This window comes from Mesorhizobium comanense (genome assembly GCF_005503535.1).
In the GTDB taxonomy this organism is placed as follows: domain Bacteria; phylum Pseudomonadota; class Alphaproteobacteria; order Rhizobiales; family Rhizobiaceae; genus Mesorhizobium; species Mesorhizobium comanense.
In genome coordinates this window covers 114573-136816 of the sequence record NZ_SCNN01000005.1, presented here as the reverse complement: position 1 = coordinate 136816, position 22244 = coordinate 114573, and the positions used below count along the sequence as shown (strand labels likewise).

At 63.5% G+C, this 22244-nt stretch carries 17 protein-coding genes; 8 read left to right on the top strand and 9 right to left on the bottom strand.

The genetic code is table 11. The features are described 5' to 3' along the window. Positions 1 to 112 precede the first annotated feature (112 nt). The 3 genes from FFS37_RS11230 to FFS37_RS11220 all read right to left on the bottom strand — a co-directional run bounded on the left by FFS37_RS11230 (position 113) and on the right by FFS37_RS11220 (position 5501). Positions 113 to 1486: a class II 3-deoxy-7-phosphoheptulonate synthase gene (locus FFS37_RS11230; RefSeq protein WP_137931015.1), complete on the bottom strand. Its 1374-nt coding sequence runs from the start codon at positions 1484 to 1486 to the stop codon at positions 113 to 115. 216 nt (positions 1487 to 1702) lie between these two features. Further along, the gene (gene mfd, locus FFS37_RS11225; RefSeq protein WP_137931014.1) at positions 1703 to 5200 is read right to left on the bottom strand and encodes a transcription-repair coupling factor; all 3498 of its coding nucleotides are present in this window, start codon (positions 5198 to 5200) and stop codon (positions 1703 to 1705) included. 13 nt (positions 5201 to 5213) lie between these two features. After that, complete coding sequence (locus FFS37_RS11220; RefSeq protein WP_137931013.1) at positions 5214 to 5501, bottom strand: succinate dehydrogenase assembly factor 2; 288 nt, start codon at positions 5499 to 5501, stop codon at positions 5214 to 5216. A 313-nt stretch (positions 5502 to 5814) separates the two neighbouring features. Between FFS37_RS11220 and recG the strand changes: the two genes are divergently transcribed. Continuing rightward, on the top strand, positions 5815 to 7923 hold the full coding sequence (gene recG, locus FFS37_RS11215; protein WP_137931012.1) for an ATP-dependent DNA helicase RecG: 2109 nt from the start codon (positions 5815 to 5817) through the stop codon (positions 7921 to 7923). On the opposite strand, the gene FFS37_RS11210 is transcribed toward recG, so the two are convergent. The 4 genes from FFS37_RS11210 to glmS all read right to left on the bottom strand — a co-directional run bounded on the left by FFS37_RS11210 (position 7875) and on the right by glmS (position 11248). Continuing rightward, positions 7875 to 8627, bottom strand: coding sequence for a DUF502 domain-containing protein (locus FFS37_RS11210; protein WP_137931011.1), 753 nt, complete (start codon positions 8625 to 8627; stop codon positions 7875 to 7877). The two genes, recG and FFS37_RS11210, sit on opposite strands and share 49 nt — an antisense overlap. An 81-nt stretch (positions 8628 to 8708) precedes the next feature. Beyond that, on the bottom strand, positions 8709 to 9008 hold the full coding sequence (locus tag FFS37_RS11205; protein WP_137931010.1) for a HigA family addiction module antitoxin: 300 nt from the start codon (positions 9006 to 9008) through the stop codon (positions 8709 to 8711). 37 nt (positions 9009 to 9045) lie between these two features. Beyond that, positions 9046 to 9327, bottom strand: a complete 282-nt coding sequence (locus FFS37_RS11200) for a type II toxin-antitoxin system RelE/ParE family toxin (RefSeq protein ID WP_137931009.1) — start codon at positions 9325 to 9327, stop codon at positions 9046 to 9048. Between the two features lie 97 nt (positions 9328 to 9424). Next, positions 9425 to 11248 (bottom strand): glutamine--fructose-6-phosphate transaminase (isomerizing), encoded by a 1824-nt coding sequence (glmS, locus tag FFS37_RS11195; protein ID WP_137931008.1) that lies wholly within the window; start codon positions 11246 to 11248, stop codon positions 9425 to 9427. A 278-nt stretch (positions 11249 to 11526) separates the two neighbouring features. On the opposite strand from glmS, the gene FFS37_RS11190 reads away from it, so the two are divergent. Together FFS37_RS11190 and FFS37_RS11185 are read left to right on the top strand one after the other, a co-directional pair. After that, positions 11527 to 11922 carry an MAPEG family protein gene (locus tag FFS37_RS11190; protein WP_137931007.1) on the top strand — a complete coding sequence of 132 codons (396 nt, stop codon included), beginning with the start codon at positions 11527 to 11529 and terminating at the stop codon, positions 11920 to 11922. 27 nt (positions 11923 to 11949) lie between these two features. Beyond that, positions 11950 to 12318, top strand: a complete 369-nt coding sequence (locus tag FFS37_RS11185) for an ADP-ribosylation/crystallin J1 (RefSeq protein ID WP_137931006.1) — start codon at positions 11950 to 11952, stop codon at positions 12316 to 12318. Position 12319: 1 nt separating this feature from the next. Here the strand turns inward: FFS37_RS11185 and glmU are convergent, their stop codons facing one another. Continuing rightward, positions 12320 to 13693 carry a bifunctional UDP-N-acetylglucosamine diphosphorylase/glucosamine-1-phosphate N-acetyltransferase GlmU gene (glmU, locus tag FFS37_RS11180; protein WP_137931005.1) on the bottom strand — a complete coding sequence of 458 codons (1374 nt, stop codon included), beginning with the start codon at positions 13691 to 13693 and terminating at the stop codon, positions 12320 to 12322. A 205-nt stretch (positions 13694 to 13898) separates the two neighbouring features. Between glmU and FFS37_RS11175 the strand changes: the two genes are divergently transcribed. Next, positions 13899 to 15029: a hypothetical protein gene (locus tag FFS37_RS11175; RefSeq protein WP_137931004.1), complete on the top strand. Its 1131-nt coding sequence runs from the start codon at positions 13899 to 13901 to the stop codon at positions 15027 to 15029. Between the two features lie 42 nt (positions 15030 to 15071). Here the strand turns inward: FFS37_RS11175 and FFS37_RS11170 are convergent, their stop codons facing one another. Then, on the bottom strand, positions 15072 to 15818 hold the full coding sequence (locus tag FFS37_RS11170) for a cytochrome c biogenesis CcdA family protein (RefSeq protein ID WP_137931003.1): 747 nt from the start codon (positions 15816 to 15818) through the stop codon (positions 15072 to 15074). A 258-nt stretch (positions 15819 to 16076) separates the two neighbouring features. Here FFS37_RS11170 and FFS37_RS11165 point away from each other — a divergent pair, with 258 nt between their 5' ends. From FFS37_RS11165 to FFS37_RS11150, 4 genes are all read left to right on the top strand, one after another. After that, positions 16077 to 16454, top strand: a complete 378-nt coding sequence (locus tag FFS37_RS11165; RefSeq protein ID WP_137931002.1) for a COG4315 family predicted lipoprotein — start codon at positions 16077 to 16079, stop codon at positions 16452 to 16454. Positions 16455 to 16821: 367 nt separating this feature from the next. Next, positions 16822 to 19443, top strand: coding sequence for a type I DNA topoisomerase (gene topA, locus FFS37_RS11160; RefSeq protein ID WP_137931001.1), 2622 nt, complete (start codon positions 16822 to 16824; stop codon positions 19441 to 19443). Positions 19444 to 19449: 6 nt separating this feature from the next. After that, a complete protein-coding gene (gene rnr / locus FFS37_RS11155) occupies positions 19450 to 21756 on the top strand; it encodes a ribonuclease R (protein ID WP_137931000.1) in 2307 nt (768 codons plus the stop codon). Then, positions 21756 to 22208: a DUF983 domain-containing protein gene (locus FFS37_RS11150; protein ID WP_137930999.1), complete on the top strand. Its 453-nt coding sequence runs from the start codon at positions 21756 to 21758 to the stop codon at positions 22206 to 22208. The genes rnr and FFS37_RS11150 overlap by 1 nt, the downstream gene beginning before the upstream one ends. Positions 22209 to 22244 lie beyond the last annotated feature (36 nt).

Below are 22244 nucleotides of genomic sequence, written 5' to 3'. Positions count from 1 at the left end.
CGCGCGGGTATACATTTTCGTAAGGTTTGACGGGCCGGGAGCAAGGCTGCGCAATGAAAAAGGCGCCGAATCTCTCCGGCGCCTTCCCTAAGGGTCAAGCAGAGGCGGCTGATCAGCCGTTGACGGCCTGCTTGTGCTGAACCGTGTGGCTCTTCTTGAGCAGGTCCGAGACCAGAAAGGCCAGTTCGATCGCCTGGTCGGCATTGAGGCGCGGGTCGCAGTGGGTGTGATAGCGGTCCTGCAATTCCTCGGCGGTGATGGCGCGGGCGCCGCCCGTGCACTCGGTGACGTTCTTGCCGGTCATCTCGACATGGATGCCGCCCGGATGCGTGCCTTCGGCGCGGTGCACCTCGAAGAAGGTCTGCACTTCCTTAAGGATGCGGTCGAAGGGCCGTGTCTTGTAGCCGGCGGCCTCGATCGTGTTGCCGTGCATCGGGTCCGACGACCACACCACGCTGCGGCCTTCCTTCTGCACGGCGCGCACCAGCTTGGGCAGATGATCGGCCACCTTGTCGGAACCGAAGCGTGCGATCAGCGTCAGCCGGCCGGGCTCGTTTTCAGGATTGAGCAGGTCGATCAGTTCCAGCAGGCCATCCGGCGTCAGCGACGGGCCGCACTTCAGGCCGAGCGGGTTCTTGATGCCGCGGCAATATTCGACATGCGCGTGATCGGGCTGGCGCGTGCGGTCACCGATCCAGATCATGTGGCCGGAGGTGGCATACCAGTCGCCGGAGGTCGAATCGATGCGGGTCAGCGCCTCCTCGTAGCCGAGCAGCAGCGCTTCGTGGCTGGTGTAGAAATCGGTCTCGCGCAGCGCATAGTTGGTTTCAGACGTGATGCCGACGGCCTTCATGAAGTCCATCGTCTCGGTGATGCGGTTGGCGAGCGACTCGTATTTCTCGCCTTGCGGGCTGTCGGATACGAAGCCGAGCATCCAGCGATGGACATTCTCCAGGCTGGCGTAGCCGCCCTGGGCGAAGGCGCGCAGAAGGTTCAGCGTCGCCGCCGACTGTCGGTAGGCCATTTCCTGGCGGGCGGGATCGGGAATGCGCGACCTGGCGTCGAACTCGATGCCGTTGATGATGTCGCCGCGATAGCTGGGCAACGTCGCGTCGCCCTTGGTCTCGTTGTCGGACGAGCGCGGCTTGGCGAACTGGCCGGCGACGCGGCCGACCTTGACCACCGGCTGCGCGCCGGCAAAGGTCAGCACCACCGACATCTGCAGGAAGACGCGGAAGAAGTCGCGGATGTTGTCGGCGCCGTGTTCGGCAAAGCTCTCGGCACAATCGCCACCCTGGAGCAGGAAGGCTTCGCCATTCGCGACGGCCGCGAGCTGCTTCTTCAGCTTGCGCGCCTCACCTGCGAAGACAAGCGGCGGGAAGGTGGCAAGCTGGGCTTCCGTGTTCTTCAGCGCCGCAAGGTCCGGATAGGCGGGAACCTGCTTGATCGGCTTTGCTCTCCACGAATTCGGCGACCATTTCGTCATCGTTGCACCCAAACGCCCTTTCGGAGCAATTCCAGGAAAAGTGTTGAAGCGGCTTTCCGCCCGGAATTGCGTCAAACAACAAGCGAGCGCCCTCGCCCGCGATCTCAGCCCCTATAAGGGGTGGCGGCTCCATACACGAAGCCGATTTCCTATTCTAGACCGGAATTTCAGCGCTGGCGAATGGCTTGGCCCGGGTGCAGCGGTCCCAAACCGAGATCAGGCGGCCTTCTCCGCCAGCTTCGCCAGTTGCGTCATGACGACAGCCGAGCCGGCAAGGCGCTTTTCGGCGTTGGGCCAGTCCCGCGCGAACACGACGCTATGATCCGGCCGGATCTTGGCCAAAGCGCCCTGCTCGCCGATGAACTTGACCAGCCCGACCGGGTTGGGAAACTCGCGTTTGCGGAAATGGATGACGACCCCCTTGGGCCCGGCGTCGAGCTTCTCGACATTGGCCTTGCGGCACAGCGCCTTGATGAAGACGATCTTCAGGAGATGCTTGACCTCATCCGGGAGCGGGCCGAAACGGTCGATCAGCTCGGCGCCGAAAGCGTCGATCTCCTCGGTGGTTTTGAGGTCGCCGAGACGCCGGTAAAGCGCCAGCCTGAGCTGCAGGTCGGGCACGTAGCCTTCCGGGATCATCACCGCCGTACCGACCGCGATCTGCGGCGACCAGCCGCCGTCCTGGACCTCGCCGGAATCCTTCACCTCGGCGACAGCCTCCTCCAGCATCTGCTGGTAGAGCTCGAAACCGACTTCCTTGATGTGGCCGGACTGCTCCTCGCCGAGCAGGTTGCCGGCGCCCCTTATGTCGAGATCATGGCTGGCGAGCTGGAAGCCGGCGCCGAGCGTGTCGAGCGACTGCAGCACTTTCAGCCGGCGCTCGGCCGTATCGGTCAGCTTGCGGTTGGCCGGCAGCGTGAACAGCGCATAGGCGCGCACCTTGGAACGGCCAACGCGGCCGCGCAACTGGTACAGCTGCGACAGGCCGAACATGTCGGCGCGGTGGATGATCAGCGTGTTGGCGGTCGGGATGTCCAGGCCGGATTCGACGATGGTCGTCGACAGAAGCACGTCGTACTGGCCGTCGTAGAAGGCGTTCATGATGTCGTCCAGCTCGCCCGGCGGCATCTGGCCATGGGCCACCGCCACTTTCAGTTCCGGAACCGATTCTTTCAGGAAATCATGGATTTCGGCGAGATCGCTGATGCGCGGAACGACATAGAAGGAATGGCCGCCGCGATAACGTTCACGCAGCAGCGTCTCGCGGATGACCAGCGGATCGAAAGGCGAGATGAAGGTGCGCACCGCCATGCGGTCGACGGGTGGCGTGGCAATCAACGAAAGCTCGCGCACACCCGTCAGCGCCAGTTGCAGCGTGCGCGGGATCGGCGTCGCCGACAGGGTCAGCACATGGACGTCGGTCTTGAGGTCTTTCAGGCGTTCCTTGTGCTTGACGCCGAAATGCTGCTCCTCATCGATGATCAGCAGGCCGAGATTCTTGAACGATATCGAGGATCCGAGCAGGGCATGCGTGCCGACGACAATGTCGACCTGGCCTTCTGCCAGGGCCTTCTTCGTCTCCGCGAGTTCCTTGGTGCCGACCAGCCGGGAGGCCTGGGCGACCCGGATCGGCAAGCCGGAGAAGCGCTGCGAAAACGTCTTGAAATGCTGGCGCGACAGCAGCGTCGTCGGCACCACCACGGCGACCTGAAAACCTTCCATCGCGGCGATGAAGGCGGCACGCAGCGCCACTTCGGTCTTGCCGAAGCCGACATCGCCACAGATCAACCGGTCCATCGGCTTGCCGGCGCCCAGATCATCGCGAACCGAGTCGATCGCCGACTGCTGATCGTCTGTCTCTTCGTAGGGGAAACGCGCGGCGAATTCATCGTACAGGCCTTCGGCCGGCACCAGAGACGGCGCGGCGCGCATCTGCCGTTCGGCGGCGATGCGGATCAGTTGTCCGGCCATGTCGAGCAGGCGCCGCTTGAGCCTCGCCTTGCGCGCCTGCCAGGCGCCGCCGCCCAGCTTGTCCAGCGTCGCCTCGGCAGAATCAGAGCCGTAACGCGACAGAAGCTCGATGTTCTCGACCGGCAGGAACAGCCGGTCGTCGCCGGCATAGTGGATTTCGAGGCAGTCATGCGGCGCACCGACGGCTTCGATCGTGCGCAGGCCGATAAAACGGCCTATGCCATGGTCGGCATGGACGACGATGTCGCCCGCCGACAGGGAAGACGCCTCGGCGATGAAATCCGAAGCCCGCTTCTTGCGCTTCGAGCGCCGGATAAGCCGGTCGCCGAGGATGTCCTGTTCGGCGACGACCACCAGCCTGTCGGTCTCGAAGCCGGATTCCAGTGGCAATACCGCCAAAGCCGCCTGCCCCGGTTCAAGCTTCTCGGCCTCGTCCAGGGTCGCCACGGGTTTGAGGTTGCCGAGATTGTGCTCGGCCAGGATCTGGCCAAGACGGTCGAGCGAGCCTTCGGTCCAGCCGGCGATGATCACGCGCCGGCGCGCGGCGCGCTCGTCGGCGATGTGCTTCACCACGACATCGAAGATGTTGATGTTGGGATCGGCACGCTCTTCGGCAAAGCTGCGGCCTTGCCGCGAACCGCCGTGAAAGACTTTTTTGCCGCCGACATCCGGCGCATCGAAGACGGTGAAGTCGATATCCTCGCGCTGCCCGAGCGAGGCGCGCAAATTCTCCGGCGAGAGATAGAGCAGATCCGGCGCCACCGGCTTGTACGGCACCGCATCCTTCAACGCGCCTTCCGCCTGCTTCTTGCGCGCCTCGTAGTGATCGAGGATCAGCGTATGGCGTTCAGCCAGAGCCTCATGCGCGAGATGGTCGAAAACGACAGGCACATCGGGCAGATAGTCGAAAACGGATTCCAGCCGCTCATAGAAGAAGGGCAGCCAGTGTTCCATGCCGGCGAAGCGCCGGCCTTCGCTGACCGCGGCGTAGAGCCCGTCATCGCGTGACGGCGCGCCGAACGCCTCGATATAGGCGCGGCGGAAGCGGCTGATCGTTTCGGGCGTCAGCGCCACTTCGCTCATCGCCTGCAAGGCCATCGACTTGCGCTGGCCGGTAGTGCGCTGCGTGGCCGCATCGAAGACACGGATCGATTCCAGCGTATCGCCGAAGAAGTCGAGCCGCAGTGCCTCGCTCCAGCCCGGCGCGAACAGGTCGAGTATGCCGCCGCGCACCGCGAATTCGCCGATGCCGCGCACCGTCGGCACCCGCTCGAAACCCGACGTCTCCAGCCGGGCGATCAGCACGTTCATGTCGATCTGGTTGCCGGGCCTGGCGTGGAAGGTCTGCGCTTCGACGAGATCGGCGGGTGGAATGCGCTGCAGCAGCGCGTTGGCGGTGGTGAGAATGACGGCGCGGTGCGGCTTCTTCGCCAGCGCGATCATCGCCGTCAGCGCATCAAGGCGCTTGGCGGCGGCATCGGAACCCGGCGAAACGCGATCGTAAGGCAGGCAATCCCAGGCCGGCAGTTCCAGCACCGGCAGGCCAGGTGCGGCAAAGGCCAGCGCCTCGGTGATAACGGGCAGGCGCTGCCCGTCGCGCGCCACGAACAGCACCGGCTTGTCCGGCGCGATCTCCAGGGCGGCCTGCACCAGCGCGAAGGCCTCATAGCCGTCGGCGACGCCATCGACGATGAATTGGCCGGCACGGCCTTTCGGCAGACCGATTTTAGGAATGAGGGTCATGCGAATCTGTTTTTCAAAATGTCATGGTCCGGCGCGATGCCAGGATCTTCTGCAGGACGGCACAATCGATATCCGGGGGGACCGGGCGCTCACCCGTGACCAGCGGCAGGAAGTCGGTGTCGGAAATGTCGAGGAGCTTCTCATATTGTTCGATTTCACCGGCGGTCAAGTTGCCGATCTCGGCGTCGGCGAAGGTACCGAGGATGAGATCCATCTCGCGCATGCCACGATGCCACGAGCGAAACAGGAGCTTGCGGCGGTGGGCGTCCAGGCCCTCGCTTGATCGTTTCGTCCCGGTCATTGTGCCGCATCCTCGCTTCAAGCGGCGCATATAGCGTGGATAGAAGAGGCTGTCAGCCTTGCAACAGGCTGGTGGGCGTCTAAACATCATGGGTGTGAAGGACACTCCTGACAATGTCGGCGCCGGACATCGCCCGCACCTCACCCTCCCCCTTGTGGGGAGGGTCGGCGAGCACGCTTCGCAAAGCGAAGCGGGGGAGACGGGGTGGGGGTGCGGCGCTGGCGCGCCATTTTCTTCTGAAAATAGACGCACACCGCCCCCCACCCCGACCCGCTTCGCGGGTCGACCCTCCCCACTAGGGGGAGGGTAAGGCATGCGTCCTTCCATCCTCGACCCCCTGTTTGTCCCGATCACTTCGCTTGCCGGCGTCGGGCCGAAGGTTGGCGCGCTGATCGAGAAGGTCGTGGCGGCGGATCTTGGCGACCGTGCAGCGCGCGCCGGCGATCTCCTGTTCGTATTGCCGCACACCGTCATCGACCGCCGCAACCGGCCCGGCATTGCTTTTGCCGCCGAAGGCTCGATCGTCACGCTGGAGGTCCGCATCGATCGCCACCAGCCGCCGCCGCGCGGCAACCGGTCGGTGCCCTACCGTGTCTATGCCCATGACGATACCGGCGAAATCGGCCTGACCTTCTTCCACGCCCATGCCTCCTATCTCGAAAAGGCGATGCCGGTCGGCGAGCATGTCGTGATCTCCGGCCGCATGGAGTGGTTCAACGGTCGCCCGACCATGGTACACCCCGACCATATCGCGCTGGCCGGCGAGGCTGAAAACCTGCCGCTGGTCGAGCCGGTCTACCCACTGACCGCTGGGCTTTCCGGCAAGGTGCTGCGCCGGGCGATCGGCCAGGCGCTCGGCCGCCTGCCGGAATTGCCAGAGTGGCAGGACGGCGCCTTCATGCGCCGCCACACCTTTCCGACCTTCGGCGACGCGCTGACCCGCATCCACAATCCGGCCGATCCGATCGACGTCTCAGTGGATGGCGCCGCCTGGCGGCGGCTGGCCTATGACGAGTTTCTGGCGGGCCAGGTGTCGCTGGCGCTGGTGCGGGCCAAGGTGCGGCGCCTGTCCGGCCGCCCCCTGATCGGCGATGGCCGCATCGTCGAGAATTTGCGGGCGGCACTGCCCTATTCGCTGACCCCTTCGCAAGAATTCGCGCTGGCCGAAATCAATGGGGATCTCGCCGATCCCGAACGCATGCTTCGGCTGCTGCAGGGCGATGTCGGCTCGGGCAAGACCGTGGTGGCGCTGCTTGCCATGGCCCGCGCCGTCGAGGCCGGCGGCCAGGCGGCGTTGATGGCGCCGACCGAAATCCTGGCGCGCCAGCATCTGGCGACGATCGCGCCGCTTGCAGCCAAGGTCGATCTGCGCGTCGCGATCCTGACCGGCCGCGAAAAGGGCCGCGAGCGTACCGAGACCCTGGCTGGTCTGGCCAGCGGCGAGATCGATATCGTCGTCGGCACCCATGCCTTGTTCCAGGAGGCGGTGACCTATCACGATCTGGTCCTTGCGGTCATCGACGAACAGCACCGCTTCGGTGTTCACCAGCGGCTGGCCATCACCGCCAAGGGCGACGCGCCCGACATGCTGGTGATGACGGCGACGCCCATCCCGCGCACGCTGGTACTGACCGCCTTCGGCGACATGGACGTCTCCAAGCTGACGGAAAAGCCGGCAGGCCGACAGCCGATCCGTACCGTCACGCTGCCGCTGGAGCGGCTCGACGAGCTGGTTGGTCGCATGCTGGACGCCGTCGCCGACGGCCAGAAAATCTACTGGATCTGCCCGCTGGTCGAGGAATCCGAAGAGATCAAGCTGATGTCGGCCGAGGACCGTTTCGCCTCGCTGCAGCCCTTGTTCGGTGACCGCATCGGCCTTGTCCACGGCCGTATGAAGGGGGCCGAGAAGGATGAAGCCATGCGCGCCTTCAAGGAGGGCGAGACGCGCATCCTGATCGCCACCACCGTCATCGAGGTTGGCGTCGACGTGCCGGATGCGACGATCATGGTCATCGAGCATGCCGAGCGCTTCGGCCTCGCCCAGTTGCACCAGCTGCGCGGCCGGGTGGGGCGTGGCAGCAAACCTTCGTCCTGCGTGCTGCTTTACAAGGATCCGCTCGGCGAGACCGCGAAGCGGCGGCTGTCGGTGATGCGCGAGACCGAGGACGGCTTTCTCATTGCCGAAGAGGACTTGAAGCTACGCGGCGAAGGCGAATTGCTCGGCACCCGCCAGTCCGGCACGCCGGGCTTTCAGGTGGCGCGGATCGAGGCGCATGCCGACCTGCTGGAAGCCGCCCGTGACGACGCGCGGCTGATCCTGTCGCGTGATCCGGAACTGCAGTCCGACCGCGGCGAAGCGCTGCGCCTGCTGCTCTACTTGTTCGGCCGCGACGAAGCGGTGCGGCTCCTGCGCGCCGGGTGAGGCCCCAGCGGCGGATTGGCGACCGTTCCGTTTACCGGCTCACCGTTCAGCGTCACCAGCTTGCTTTTCACTTCCGGCGCCACCAGGCCGGCCGACACGATGAGCTTTGCGCCGTCCTCGATGGTCATGTCGAGCATCACGATGTCCGACTTCGGCACGTACATCAGGAAGCCCGTGGTCGGGTTCGGCGTGCACGGCATGAACACGGCGATCAGTGGATCACCCTCCTGGTCGAGCTTCTCGTTGATCTCGGTTTCCTTCTCGCCGGCGACGAACACCAGCGACCACACCCCCTTGCGGGGATATTCGACCAGTCCGACCTGGCTGAACATGTCGCCCTTGTTCGACAGCACGGTCTCGAAGATCTGCTTCAGCGAGCCGTAGATGCCGCGCACCAGCGGCATGCGGCCGAGCAGGCGCTCGCCGAAACCGACGATGGCGCGGCCGACAATGTTGGCGGCCAGAAAACCGATTAGCGTAATCAGGATCAACGCGACGATCAGCCCGAAGCCGGGAACCGGAAACGGCAGATAGGTGTCGGGGCTGTAGCGCGCCGGAATATAGGGTTTCACCCAGGAATCGACCCAGCCGATGAACGACCAGGCAATATAGGCGGTGATCGCCAGCGGCGCGCAGACGATGAAGCCTGTGAGAAAATAGTTCCTCAGCCGGGTCATGCCGGAGGTCTTGGCAGTATCGGACATGGTTCACCGGAGCGCGGGTTGCGCCGCGACATTAGTGAACCGGATGGCGCTTTGGAACTGCGAAGTTTTTAAAGAACGCACTTAAGCGGCTGCATCCAAGGGGACGATCTTCTTGAGTTCCGCCGCTATTTTCCTCGCTTCGGTTTCCAACTCATAAGCCTTCTGAAAGTTCATCCAAAACTCCGGCGTGGTGTTGAAGAACCTAGCAAGGCGAAGGGCTGTATCGGGAGTAAGCCCAACCTCTTCCTTGGCGATACGCTCAATGCGGGTGCGTGGAAGATTCAGTTTCTTGGCGAGGGCGCCTGCACTCATACCAAGAGGAACGAGATATTCCTCGCGCAGGAATTCTCCGGGGTGGATGGGGCGTGCGAACTTGAGCATGGCTCTGTGTCCTCAAGGGGTTTGGGCGAGCGCCCACTCAATGGTAGTCGACGATCTCCACATCTTCGGCGCCGGCCGCGGTCCATTTGAAACAGATCCGCCATTGGTCGTTGATGCGTATGGAATGCTGTCCGGCACGATCCCGCTTCAAAGCCTCCAGGTGATTTCCCGGCGGCGACCGAAGGTCGTTCAGCTGGACGGCATTATCAATCGCTCGAAGCCGTCTTTCAGCACGAGCGACCAAATCCGGCGGAAATCCCTTAGGTGCCCTGCCAGCCGCTACCTCATCGACCGTTTTGCCTTTGAATGAGACGATCAAAAGCCTTCCCCACGTTGCGTATCATACGCTGATACACAGCTCGACGCAAGCTCCGTGTATCATCCATTGATACAGATTGGCCGTAAGGGATGTGGCGCTACTCCACGGTCACCGACTTGGCCAGGTTGCGCGGCTGGTCGACGTCGGTGCCCATGAACACGGCGGCGAAGTAGGCCAGCATCTGGATCGGCAGCGCATAGATGATCGGCGAAATGATTTCCGGCACATCCGGGAGCACGATCGTTTCCATCGTCTTCACGCTCACCTGCGCCGCGCCCTTGGCATCGGTGATCAGGATGATCTTGCCGCCGCGCGCGGCCACTTCCTGCATGTTGGACACGGTCTTTTCGAAGATGCGGTCATGCGGCGCGATCACGATGACCGGCATGTTCTCGTCGATCAGCGCGATTGGGCCATGTTTCAATTCGCCCGCCGCATAGCCTTCGGCATGGATGTAGGAGATTTCCTTGAGCTTCAGCGCCCCTTCCATGGCCAGCGGGAAATTGGTGTCGCGGCCGAGATAGAGCACATCGGAATAGCGCGAGATTTCGCGCGCGATCCGCTCGATCTGCTCTTCCAACTTCAGCACCTGGTTGGCATAGCGCGGCGCTTCCGACAAAGCGCGCACCAGCGCCTTCTCCTCCTCCGGCGAAATCGTGCCGCGCGCCACGCCCGCGCGCACGGCGAGCGAGGCCAACACGGAGAGCTGGCAGGTGAAGGCCTTGGTCGAGGCGACGCCGATCTCCGGGCCGGCCAGCGTCGGCAGCACGACATCGGATTCGCGCGCCATGGTCGATTCGCGCACATTCACCACCGCGCCGATCTTCATGCCCGCCTTGCGGCAATAACGCAGCGAGGCCAGCGTATCGGCGGTCTCGCCCGATTGGGAGATGAAGAAGGCCGCGTCATTGGCCGACAGCGGCATTTCACGGTAGCGGAATTCGGAGGCGACATCGATGTCGACCGGCAGCCGCGCATAGCGCTCGAACCAGTATTTGCCGATCAGGCCCGCGAGATACGCCGTGCCGCAGGCAGAGATCGCCAGACGGTTGATCTCCGCGAAATCGAAAGGCAGGTCGAGCGGCTTGGAAACGCCAGAAACGAAATCGACATAGTGCGCCAGCGTGTGAGAGATCACTTCCGGCTGCTCGTGGATTTCCTTTTCCATGAAGTGGCGGCGGTTGCCCTTGTCCACCATGAAGCTGGTCGAGAGCGACTGCTGGCGCTTGCGATCGACCTTTTTGCCGTCGATGTCGAAGATGGAAACGCCGTTGCGGCGCACCACCGCCCAGTCGCCATCCTCCAGATAGGTGATCGAATTGGTGAACGGGGCAAGCGCAATAGCGTCCGAACCCAGGAACATCTCGCCTTCGCCATGGCCGACAGCCAGCGGCGGACCGTTGCGCGCGCCGACGATCAGGTCTTCATCGCCCTTGAACATGATCGCCAGCGCAAAGGCGCCTTCGAGGCGCTTGAGCGCATTATGGGCGGCTTCGACGGGCTTCAGTCCCCTGGCGAGCTCGCGCGCCACCAGATGGGCGACGACCTCGGTGTCGGTCTGCGACGAGAAAGAGTAGCCGTCACGCTTCAGTTCGTCGCGCAGTTCGGCGAAATTCTCGATGATGCCGTTGTGGACGATGGCGACGCCATCGGAAAAATGCGGATGCGCATTGGTCTCATTGGGTACGCCATGCGTCGCCCAGCGCGTGTGGCCGATGCCGATCGTGCCGTCGAGCGGCTCTTCCTTCAGCCGGCGTTCGAGGTTTACCAGCTTGCCTTCGGCGCGCCGGCGGCCAAGCGCACCGTGCTCGATGGTCGCGACACCGGCCGAGTCATAACCGCGATATTCCAATCGTTTCAGGGCGTCGACGATAAGCGGGGCAACCTGCGAATGGCCGACGATTCCAACGATACCGCACATGCAGACAGTCCCCGATTCCCCATGGAAAACCAGCGCTATTTAGGGATGGCCGGTCCGCCGTGAAAGTCACAATGCATTTCGCCCGCTGTAACGGACGTTTTTTCAGGCATGCACCATGACAGACCGCTCTTGCAATCGGGTTACCGCGATTGTTCGGTTTTTCGGCAGGCGGGATGCCGTTCGTTCATCTTTGCCGTTCGGGTCTATTGCTGGCCGGCGACCTTGCGCCATCTACGACCGTGGTGGAGTGATTGCCGATAACAACAAAGGAGGCCGGGATGGACCAGTATTACGCCGTATCGATCGTCACACTTTTATGCGGCCTGACCGTATTCGGAATGGCGCTCACCGTGGCCCGAACCCACTCCAGAACCGGAATTCTGGCGCCGACCATGACAGGCGATCCTCTGCTCGAACGCGCCATACGCGCCCATCTCAACACAGTGGAGTGGATACCGGTCTTCCTGCCCTCGATGTGGCTGTTCGCGATCTACTGGAGTCCGGGCTGGGCCGCCGGCCTCGGCCTTGTCTGGCTGGTCGGCCGCATCGCCTATTTCGTCGGGTATCTCCAGGCTCCGCTGAAGCGCTATCCCGGATTCTTCATCCAGTCGCTGGCGGCCTTCGCGCTGCTGCTCGGCGCGCTCGGGCGCATCGTTTACTTGTGGCTTGCCTAGGCCACACCTGTTCGTTTTACTCCGCGCATGAGCGAAGCCAAAAACACTGTAACACTGTGGCGACCAGTCGGACCGAAGGAACTTGAACTGATCGAGGCTTCGGGGATGCAAGAATTTCCGCCCCGACTGCCCGATCAACCGATTTTCTATCCGGTTCTGTCCGAAGCCTATGCCATTCAGATCGCTCGCGACTGGAACGTGCCGGCCAGCGGCGCTGGGTTTGTGACCCGTTTCGAAGTACAGACGACATACCTTGAGCGCTATCGAGTTGAGCAGGCTGGCAGCAGAGCACATCTCGAATACTGGATACCCGCCGAGAATCTGCGCGAATTCAACCAAGCAATCGTCGGCAAGATCGAGGTAACGGCAGCTTTCGGCAGGGAAGCTACGGGCTGACCTAGTGGTCGGAACCAGCCTTCTTCTTCGCTGCGGCGGCCGAGGCAAAGCGCTCCCGCAGTTCCTTGCCCTTGCCTGGGATGGTCTTCTGGCGGGCGCGGCCGAAGGCCAGCGCGTCCTCGGGCACATTTTCGGTGATGACGCTGCCGGAGGCGATATAGCCGCCCTTGCCGATGGTGACCGGCGCCACCAGCGAGGAGTTTGAGCCGATGAAGGCGCCCTCGCCGATGTCGGTGAAGAATTTCGAATAGCCGTCATAGTTGCAGGTGATGGTTCCTGCGCCGATATTGGCGCCGGCCCCGACGCGCGCGTCGCCGATATAGGTCAGATGGTTGACCTTGGCGCCCTCCTCGACGATGGCCTGCTTGACCTCGCAGAAATTGCCGACCTTTGCCTTGGTCCGGAGGTCGGCGCCCGGCCGCAGCCGCGCGAACGGGCCGACATCACAATTGGATGCGATCGTGGCGCCCTCGATATGGCTGAACGCATGGATTTTCGCGCCCTGAGCCACTGTGACGCCCGGGCCAAACCAGACATTGGGCTCGACAATCGTGTCCGCGCCGATCTCGGTGTCGTGCGAGAAATACACGGTCTCCGGCGCGATCAGCGTCACGCCCGCGAGCATCGCCTCGCGGCGGCGCCGCGTTTGCCAGATGCCTTCGGCCTGCGCCAGTTCGGCACGGTTGTTGATGCCGAGCGCATTCTCGAAGCTCGCTTCGGTCGCAACCACATCAAGCCCCTGCGCCCCGGCGATCTCGACGATGTCCGTGAGATAGTACTCGCCTTTTGCGTTCTTGTTGCCGACCGCGTCGAGCAGCTTCAACGCATGCTTGCCAGCCACGGCCATCATGCCGGCGTTGCAGAAGCCGATCTTTTTCTCCTCTTCGGAGCAGTCCTTTTCCTCGCGGATGGCGATCAACCCGCCGTCCTTCTCGATCAGCCGGCCATAGCCGGCCGGGTTGGCGGTGCGGAAGCCGATGACCACCACGGCTGCCCCTTCCGCCAGCCTGCCGCGCGCCGCCGCCAGCGCCTCGGCATCGATCAGCGGCGTGTCGCCGAACATGACGAGGATATCGTCGTAACCCTTTGATATCGCTTGGCGCGCGGCCAGGACGGCATGGGCGGTACCCAGCCGCTGTTCCTGCACGAACATATCTGCCTTCGGCGCGAACTTCGCCGCAGCCTTGCGCATGTCCTCCGCCCCGTGGCCGATCACCAGCGCCAGCGCGCTCGCGCCAGCGCCTTCCGCCGCCTTCACCACATGCGCGACCATCGGCAGCCCGGCGATCTGATGCAGCACCTTCGGCAGCGCGCTCTTCATGCGCGTGCCTTCGCCGGCGGCGAGGATGACGGACAGGCAGGATCTCTGGCTCATGGAAGGACAACCATATCAAAGGGTTGGGAATCAAGACACGATAGCAGCGGCGGCATGCTGCACCAATGCGGTTAAATTCCGGTGAGATGGCGCAGAGCAGCTGACTCTTAATCAGCGGGTCCTGGTATTACAAAAAGGTTTTTTGAAAACGTTCTGCTGGCTGCCGGGATCGTGGCGCGGTCATGCTCTGATAAGGACACTTTCGATGGTGAGCCGGGATCCGCATGCTCTTACCGCTTTTGTGATTTTGCTCTGCGCCTTGATCTGTCCGGACCCAGCCCGAGCCGATTATGCCACCCCACATGCAGAGGTGGTTTGCCAGCCCGGCCACGATGTCGCGTTGGTCCGCTTTACAATGACCGCGAACGAAGAGCCTATCGTCTATCGTCAACTGCCGGCCAGCGCCGACCAGGGCCTATCGGCGACGCCGACCCTCGGCCAATCGAATTGCGCCATGGGCAATGGCTGGACGATCCGCATTCGCGACGGTCAGGAGCAAGCCTTCGGCTATGGCATGGGCGGCGGCGATCCGCCGGCCTTCTTCAGCCTCTGGGTCGTAAAGCGAAAGGTTCTGTCACGCAAACAATGGAAGCCCGGCTATGGAGCGGACGAAGACCCTTGGCTCATCGGGATCGTCATCCGGCCGGACCGGCTGAGCTATTGCGGTGTCGCCGCCAGCCCCGAGGCTCCGGAAAAGGGCGAGATTACCTGTAAGGACGAGCCATTCGAGCTCAGTCGCTACAAGGTCGATCACATCGAATATGCAGCGCAAGGCAGTCGACCGCCAACTGGCACTATTTTGTTGGCGCGCGAGACCACGGAGCCGCGTCTTTGCCGAAAGTTTCTGCGCCTTCGGCCAAAAGGATTTCAAGGGGTCAGCACCACCGTCAGCGATACCGCCAAGATCTTCCCCGAGGAGACCGCAGGACAAGATATCAACATCGCAACGGTCGAAGTGTCCCCTGGCGTGCTTCGCAAGCTTGTTCGCTGGAGCGGGACCAATCATTATTTCGACGGCGACCTGATGCTGCTGGCGCCTGTAACGGCCGATCCTTCGAAAATCCTGAAAGAGAGCATGCTCGACGACGATCAGGGCACGTTCTCGGCGGACAAATTGCCATCGGGATGGAGCGTGATTGCCGGACACATGCCAGGCCTCTATCCGGATGTGAGTTGGCGCTACGTCCACTTCGATACGCAGCGGATCGACGGAAAGCTCTATTTGCTGGCGCAGCCAAGCGGTTTGCAAAACCAGCCGACCGCTATCCTCGTCCGGCCGCTCGCCGACGGATTCAAAAGCGTCTGCGTCTTCCAGCGTGTCGAACCTCATTTTTGACAGCGGGCAAATGACGGCAGCCAAAAGCGTGCGTCCGGATCGCTACCCCAGCCGCCCCAGCACCGGGAAATTCTCCAGCAGCCAGTAGGACACAGTCTGCACGCCGCCGGTGAGGAAGAACACGCCGGCGACGACCAGCAGCGCGCCGATCGCCTTTTCGACGCGGCCGAGATGGACGCGGAACTTGCCGAGGAAGCGCATGAAGGCGCCCGAAAACAGCGCGGCGATCAGGAACGGGATGCCCAGTCCGAGCGAATACGCGGCGAGCAACAATGCGCCCTCGCCCACGGTTTCGCGTCCGCCGGCCAGCGTCAGGATCGGTCCCAGTACCGGGCCGATGCAGGGCGTCCAGCCGAAGGCGAAGGCCAGGCCCATGACATAGGCGGCCACCGCGCTTGCCGGCTTGCCCTGCGACTGAAATCGCGCCTCGCGCGACAGGAATGGAATGCGCAGGATGCCGAGGAAGTTCAGGCCCATCAGGATGATCAGCACGCCGGCGCCCATGGCCAGCGGCTCCTGCCAGACGCGCAGCAGCCGGCCGATGGTCGAGGCGCCGGCGCCCAGCGCCACGAACACGGTGGAGAACCCGAGCACGAAGGCGATCGAGGATGCGAGCAGCGCGCCGCGAGCGCCTTGCCTTGCCGTCACGCCGGCATTGCCGCGGAAATCGTCGACCGACACACCGGCCATATAGCAGAGATAGGGTGGCACCAGCGGCAGAACGCAAGGTGACAGGAACGAGATGGCGCCCGCCCCGACCGCGCTGACATAGCCGATGTCCAATGCCATTCCAGAACTCCGCCTGTTCAGCGCCGATATAGCGACGCGCCGACCCGTTAGCCAATCACCATTCTGTCGCAACCATTGGCCGACCGGCGATCGGGTTGGCCGGGATGCGGCTGCGTCACCCCAATACGGCCGGGCGGCAGGAATTGTTACCCTCGGTCGGACGCCAACAGGCATTCCCGGGAAGAAATCATGCCGACAGACGTTGTCAGGACGAGGCCGCGGTTTCGCGCGTGCCTCCGATCAGCCAGGGAGATTTTCATGAAAACCATAACCGTGGGGCTCGCCGCGCTCCTGCTCAGCACCGCCGCCTCCTTTGCCGCCGAAGCGTGGAAGGAGGCCGAGGTCAACGGCACCAAGATATACACCGATGCCAACGGCATGACGCTCTACACCTATGACAAGGACGAGAAGGGCAAGACCAACTGCTACGACAAATGCGCCACCAACTGGCCGCCGCTGAAGGCGGAGGCCGGCGCCAAGGCGGACGACGAATGGAGCATCGTCGACCGCACCGACGGGACCAAGATGTGGGCCTATGACGGCAAGCCGGTCTACACCTTCATCAAGGACAAGAAAGCCGGCGACGTGACTGGAGATGGCGTCGGCGAGGTCTGGCATATCGTCAAGGCAGACTGAGCCTCGACATTCCTCCCCGCCACCCGGCGGGACACGAAGCTGGCCGCCTGCTGCTTCCTCCATGCAGCAGGCGGCTGGTTCTTTATGAGCCATCCATCCGGCCGCGGTTCCGCATCCGACGAGAACCCTCGACTCGCGGCACGTCTATGGGGCCATTTTCGCACGATCGGGGCCATCGCCTCCCCGGATCGAAATTCTGTGATTTTCTCCATACACTCTAAGAGTGTATTGCTGCCGGCGGCCTCGCAATTTGGGCGCTTCCCCTTGACCGGATGCAAAAGCGCGGCCATGTGAGCGACAAACAGAAACGAGATTTCGTCGCGCGCAGCGGAATTCTTCTGGCGCTTCACAGCAGATAAGAGACCTCATGGACGTCGTCGTCGTCGAATCGCCGGCCAAGGCTAAGACAATCAACAAATATCTCGGCAGGAACTACAAGGTTCTCGCCTCCTTCGGTCACGTCCGCGATTTGCCGGCGAAGGATGGTTCGGTGCGGCCGGACGAAGATTTCGCCATGTCCTGGGCGGTCGATACCGCGTCCGGCAAGCGTCTCACCGACATTGCCAACGCGGTCAAAAGCGCCGACGGCCTGATCCTCGCCACCGACCCGGATCGCGAGGGCGAGGCCATCTCCTGGCATGTGCTGGAAGTGCTCAAGCAGAAGCGCGCGCTGAAGGACAAGCCGGTCAGCCGCGTCGTCTTCAACGCCATCACCAAATCCTCGGTGCTGGAGGCGATGGCCAATCCGCGCCAGATCGACGTGCCCCTGGTCGATGCCTATCTCGCCCGCCGGGCGCTGGATTATCTCGTCGGCTTCACGCTTTCGCCGGTGCTCTGGCGCAAGCTGCCGGGCGCACGCTCTGCCGGCCGCGTCCAGTCAGTGGCGCTGCGCCTGGTCTGCGACCGCGAGTCCGAGATCGAGCGCTTCATCCGCGAGGAATACTGGAATATCGCCGCCATCCTCGGCACGCCTCGCAACGACACATTCGAAGCGCGGCTGACCGCCTTCGAGCGCAAGAAGCTCCAGAAACTCGATATCTCCAACAAGACGCAGGCCGACGACATCAAGGCGATGCTCGAGGGCGCCGCCTTCAAGGCGCTGTCGGTGGAAGCCAAGCCGACCAAGCGCAACCCGGGCCCGCCCTTCACCACTTCGACGCTGCAGCAGGCCGCCTCCTCCGGCCTCGGTTTCTCGGCCACCCGCACCATGCAGGTGGCGCAGCGGCTTTATGAAGGCATGGAGATTGGCGGCGAGACGGCAGGCCTGATCACCTATATGCGAACCGACGGCGTGCAGATGGCGCCCGAAGCGATCTCGGGCGCACGCGATGCCATCGTCAAGGAATTCGGACCCAAATACCTGCCCGAGAAGCCGCGCCAATACACGACCAAGGCCAAGAATGCCCAGGAAGCTCACGAGGCGATCCGTCCGACGGATTTCATGCGCACCCCGGCATCGGTCCGGCAATATCTCGATTCCGACCAGTTGCGGCTCTATGAGCTGATCTGGAAGCGCGCCATCGCCAGCCAGATGCAGCCGGCCGAAATCGAGCGCACCACGGTCGAGATCGAGGCGGTCAATGGCGCCCGCACGGCCGAGCTCCGCGCCGTCGGTTCGGTCGTCCGCTTCGACGGCTTCATCGCCGCCTATACCGACCAGAAGGACGATGACGCCGAAGACGAGGAAAACCGCCGCCTGCCCGAAATCCGCGCCGGCGAGCAGCTTTCCCGCCGCGCGATCAACGCCACGCAGCACACCACCGAGCCGCCGCCGCGCTACTCCGAGGCGTCGCTGATCAAGAAGCTGGAAGAGCTCGGCATCGGCCGTCCCTCGACCTACACGGCGATCCTGAAGACGCTTGAGGACCGCGACTATGTCGCCATCGACAAGCGCCGGCTGGTGCCGCAGGCCAAGGGCCGTCTGCTGTCGGCCTTCCTGGAAAGCTTCTTCGAGCGCTATGTCGAATATGACTTCACCGCATCGCTGGAGGAGAAGCTCGACGAGATTTCGGACGGCAAGCTTGCCTGGAAGGATGTGCTGCGCGATTTCTGGAAGGATTTTTCCGGCGCCGTCGCCGACATCAAGGAGTTGCGCGTCACCGATGTGCTCGATGCGCTGAACGAGGAACTGGCGCCGCTGGTGTTCCCCGTGCGCGAGGACGGCTCCAACCCGCGCATCTGCCCGAAATGCGGCACCGGCAATCTGTCGCTGAAACTCGGCAAGTTCGGCGCCTTCGTGGGCTGCTCGAACTACCCCGAATGCTCCTTCACGCGCCAGCTCGGCGACGCGGCCAATCCCAATGGCGAGAATGGCGGCGGCGAGGACGGCACCAAGGTGCTCGGCAAGGATCCCTATACGGCTGAGGAAATCACGCTGCGCTCGGGCCGTTTCGGCCCCTACATCCAGCGCGGTGACGGCAAGGAAGCCAAGCGCTCCAGCCTGCCGAAAGGCTGGACGCCCGAATCCATCGACCATGAGAAGGCGCTGGCGCTGCTGGCGCTGCCGCGCGATGTCGGCAAACATCCCGAAAGCGGCAAGATGATTTCGGCCGGGCTCGGCCGCTACGGCCCGTTCGTGCTGCATGACGGCACCTACGCCAATCTCGACAGCATCGAGGACGTGTTCTCCATCGGCCTCAACCGCGCCGTGACGGTGATTGCCGAGAAGCAGGCAAAGGGCAAAGGAGGCCGCAATGGCGGCACGCCGGCAGCGCTCAAGGACCTCGGCGACCATCCCGACGGCGGCGGCAAGATCGTCGTGCGCGACGGCAAGTACGGGCCTTACGTCAATTTCGGCAAGGTCAATGCCACGCTGCCCAAGGGCAAGGACCCTCAGTCGGTGACTGTCGAGGACGCGCTGGCGCTGATCGCGGAGAAGGAAGCCAAGGGTGGTGGCGGCAGGAAGCCGGCCCGCAAGGCGGCGGCCGCCAAGGCACCCGCGGCAAAGAAGACGGCTGCGAAGAAACCGGCCGCGAAGAAAAAGGGATAGGTCAGGGTGGCGCGCAGGATCTCCGGAAGAAGCCACGGCGATCCCCGCGCCGCCGACACCCGGGCCAAGGTCAAGGACGATTACCGGCCCTCGCGCGACGAAATCCTGCGCTACATCGCCGAAAATCCAGACCGCGCCGGAAAGCGCGAAATCGCCAAGGCGTTCGCGCTGCGCGGCGACGACCGCATCTGGCTGAAGGACCTGCTGCGCGACCTGCAGGACGAAGGCGTCCTCAGCAAGGAGCGCAAGCGGCTGGCCCGCGTCGGCGCCCTGCCCCATGTCGCGGTGCTCGACATTTTCGGCCGTGACGGCGATGGCGTGCTGCTGGCACACCCGGCCGAGGCTGTCGGCCCCGGCGAGCCGCCCGTGGTCTCGATCCGCGTTTCGCGCGGCGGCAATGGACCCGCCCCCGGCATCGGCGATCGGGTGCTTGCCAAGACCTTCCCGACCGATGATCCGTCGGGCCCGGCCTACACCGGCCGGGTGATGAAAATCTTCGAGAAGCGCAGCGATGCCGTGCTCGGCGTTTTCCGCGTGCTCGCCGACGGCAGCTTCCGCATCGAGCCGGTGGAACGGCGCCAGCCCGAACTGATCGTCGACAAGGAATTCCAGAACGGCGCCAGGAACGGCGACCTGGTCGAGGTCGAGCCTGCTCGAGCCTCCCGCTATGGGCTGCCGCGGGCCAAGGTGCTTAACGTGCTGGGGTCGCTGACCAGCGAAAAGGCGGTCTCGATGATCGCCATCCACGCCCACGACATTCCGCACATCTTCCCGGCCGACGTCATTGCCGAATCCGAAGCCGTCAAACCGGCGACTCTCGATCATCGCGAGGACTGGCGCGACCTGCCGCTGGTCACCATCGATCCGGCCGACGCCAAGGACCATGACGACGCCGTGTTCGCCATGCCCGACCCGGACGAGAACAATCCCGGAGGCGTGATCGCAACGGTCGCCATCGCCGATGTCGCGGCCTATGTCCGGCACGGCACGGCCCTTGACCGCGAGGCTCTGAAGCGCGGCAACTCCGTCTATTTCCCGGATCGCGTCGTACCGATGCTGCCGGAGCGTATCTCGAACGATCTCTGTTCGCTGCGCGAGGGCCAGGACCGCCCGGCGCTCGCCGTGCGCATGACTTTTTCGGCCGATGGCCGAAAGCTCAGGCATTCCTTCCATCGCGTCATGATGAAGTCGGCGGCCAAGCTCGCCTATCCGCAGGCGCAGGCAGCGATCGACGGCGTGCCGGATGAGAAAACCCGCCCGATCCTCGACACGGTGCTGAAGCCGCTATGGGACGCTTATGCGGTCCTCAAGCGCGGACGTGACGGCCGCCAGCCGCTCGAACTCGACCTGCCGGAGCGCAAGATCCTGCTCAAGCCGGACGGCACGGTCGATCGGGTCATCGTGCCGGAGCGGCTCGATGCCCATAAACTGATCGAAGAATTCATGATCCAGGCCAATGTCGCGGCCGCGGAAACGCTGGAGGCGAAGAAGCAGGCGCTGGTCTACCGCGTCCATGACGCTCCATCGCTCGCCAAGCAGGAATCGCTGCGCGAATTCCTGCAGACGCTCGGCCTGTCGCTGGCGCGCGGCGCACAGATGCGGCCGAGCCAGTTCAACGGCATCCTGGAGCGCGTGCGCGGCGCCGATAACGAGGCACTGGTCAACGAAGTGGTGCTGCGCTCACAGAGCCAGGCCGAGTATTCGCCCAAGAACATCGGCCATTTCGGCCTCAACCTCAGGCGCTACGCGCATTTTACCTCGCCTATCCGCCGCTATGCCGACCTGATCGTGCATCGCGGGCTCATCGCCGCGCTCGGCCTCGGTCCCGGTGGATTGACGCGGGAGGAAGAGGCACGCCTCGAAGACGTCGCGGTGCTGATCTCCGGCACGGAACGCCGCGCCATGGCCGCCGAGCGTGATACGGTTGACCGCTTGATAGCATCCTATCTCGCCGAGCGGGTGGACGACCGCTTCGACGCCCGTATTTCAGGCGTGACAAAATCAGGACTTTTTGTCCAATTGCCGCAATATGGCGCCGATGGTTTCATCCCCGTGTCAACTCTCGGCGGCGATTACTATATATACGACGAAACGGCCCGCTCCCTGTTCGGAGAACGCTCAGGCAAAGGCTACCAGCTTGCCGACCGCGTCGAGGTGCGGCTCGTCGAGGTGGCGCCGATGGCCGGCGCGATGCGCTTCGAGATGCTGACCGACCCGAAGCCCCTGCCAGGCTCCACCAGGTCGTTTCACAAGGCCAAGGGCCGCGCCCGCGCGTCGCAATCGCGACCAGGTTCGCGCGGCAGGAGACGATGATGCCGAAAGAATTTGGGATGGAACAACAGGTTTTTGGCGGCGAACATCACACGGGCCGTGTTGCCCGTCCCTTGTGGACGGCCATGAAGCGCGGGCTTCTGGGGCGCTGCCCGAACTGTGGCGAGGGCAAGCTGTTTCGCGGCTTCACCAAGACTGTCGACACGTGCAGCGTGTGCGGCGAGGAAATTCATCACCATCGCGCCGACGACCTGCCGGCATATCTGGTCATCGTCATCGTCGGGCACATCGTTCTCGGCGCCTTCATGGGCGTGGAAGCGACCTCGACGCTTTCCACCTGGCAGCACATCCTGATCTGGGTGCCGTTGACCATCCTGTTGTCGGTGGCGCTGCTGCAACCGGTGAAAGGCGCCGTCATCGGACTGCAATGGGCGTTCTATATGCACGGCTTCGGTGGCGAAAAGGATGGGATGGATTCCCACCACGGCGCCTGAAGCGCCGCTGGCGCAACACGCCAATCGTCAAGGCCA

Bases quoted from the DNA above. Each gene is read 5' to 3' on its own strand.
- FFS37_RS11230 (WP_137931015.1), bottom strand. From the start codon at position 1,486: ATGACGAAATGGTCGCCGAATTCGTGGAGAGCAAAGCCGATCAAGCAG.
- mfd (WP_137931014.1), bottom strand. From the start codon at position 5,200: ATGACCCTCATTCCTAAAATCGGTCTGCCGAAAGGCCGTGCCGGCCAA.
- FFS37_RS11220 (WP_137931013.1), bottom strand. From the start codon at position 5,501: ATGACCGGGACGAAACGATCAAGCGAGGGCCTGGACGCCCACCGCCGC.
- recG (WP_137931012.1), top strand. From the start codon at position 5,815: ATGCGTCCTTCCATCCTCGACCCCCTGTTTGTCCCGATCACTTCGCTT.
- FFS37_RS11210 (WP_137931011.1), bottom strand. From the start codon at position 8,627: ATGTCCGATACTGCCAAGACCTCCGGCATGACCCGGCTGAGGAACTAT.
- FFS37_RS11205 (WP_137931010.1), bottom strand. From the start codon at position 9,008: ATGCTCAAGTTCGCACGCCCCATCCACCCCGGAGAATTCCTGCGCGAG.
- glmS (WP_137931008.1), bottom strand. From the start codon at position 11,248: ATGTGCGGTATCGTTGGAATCGTCGGCCATTCGCAGGTTGCCCCGCTT.
- FFS37_RS11190 (WP_137931007.1), top strand. From the start codon at position 11,527: ATGGACCAGTATTACGCCGTATCGATCGTCACACTTTTATGCGGCCTG.
- FFS37_RS11185 (WP_137931006.1), top strand. From the start codon at position 11,950: ATGAGCGAAGCCAAAAACACTGTAACACTGTGGCGACCAGTCGGACCG.
- glmU (WP_137931005.1), bottom strand. From the start codon at position 13,693: ATGAGCCAGAGATCCTGCCTGTCCGTCATCCTCGCCGCCGGCGAAGGC.
- FFS37_RS11175 (WP_137931004.1), top strand. From the start codon at position 13,899: ATGGTGAGCCGGGATCCGCATGCTCTTACCGCTTTTGTGATTTTGCTC.
- FFS37_RS11170 (WP_137931003.1), bottom strand. From the start codon at position 15,818: ATGGCATTGGACATCGGCTATGTCAGCGCGGTCGGGGCGGGCGCCATC.
- FFS37_RS11165 (WP_137931002.1), top strand. From the start codon at position 16,077: ATGAAAACCATAACCGTGGGGCTCGCCGCGCTCCTGCTCAGCACCGCC.
- topA (WP_137931001.1), top strand. From the start codon at position 16,822: ATGGACGTCGTCGTCGTCGAATCGCCGGCCAAGGCTAAGACAATCAAC.
- FFS37_RS11150 (WP_137930999.1), top strand. From the start codon at position 21,756: ATGCCGAAAGAATTTGGGATGGAACAACAGGTTTTTGGCGGCGAACAT.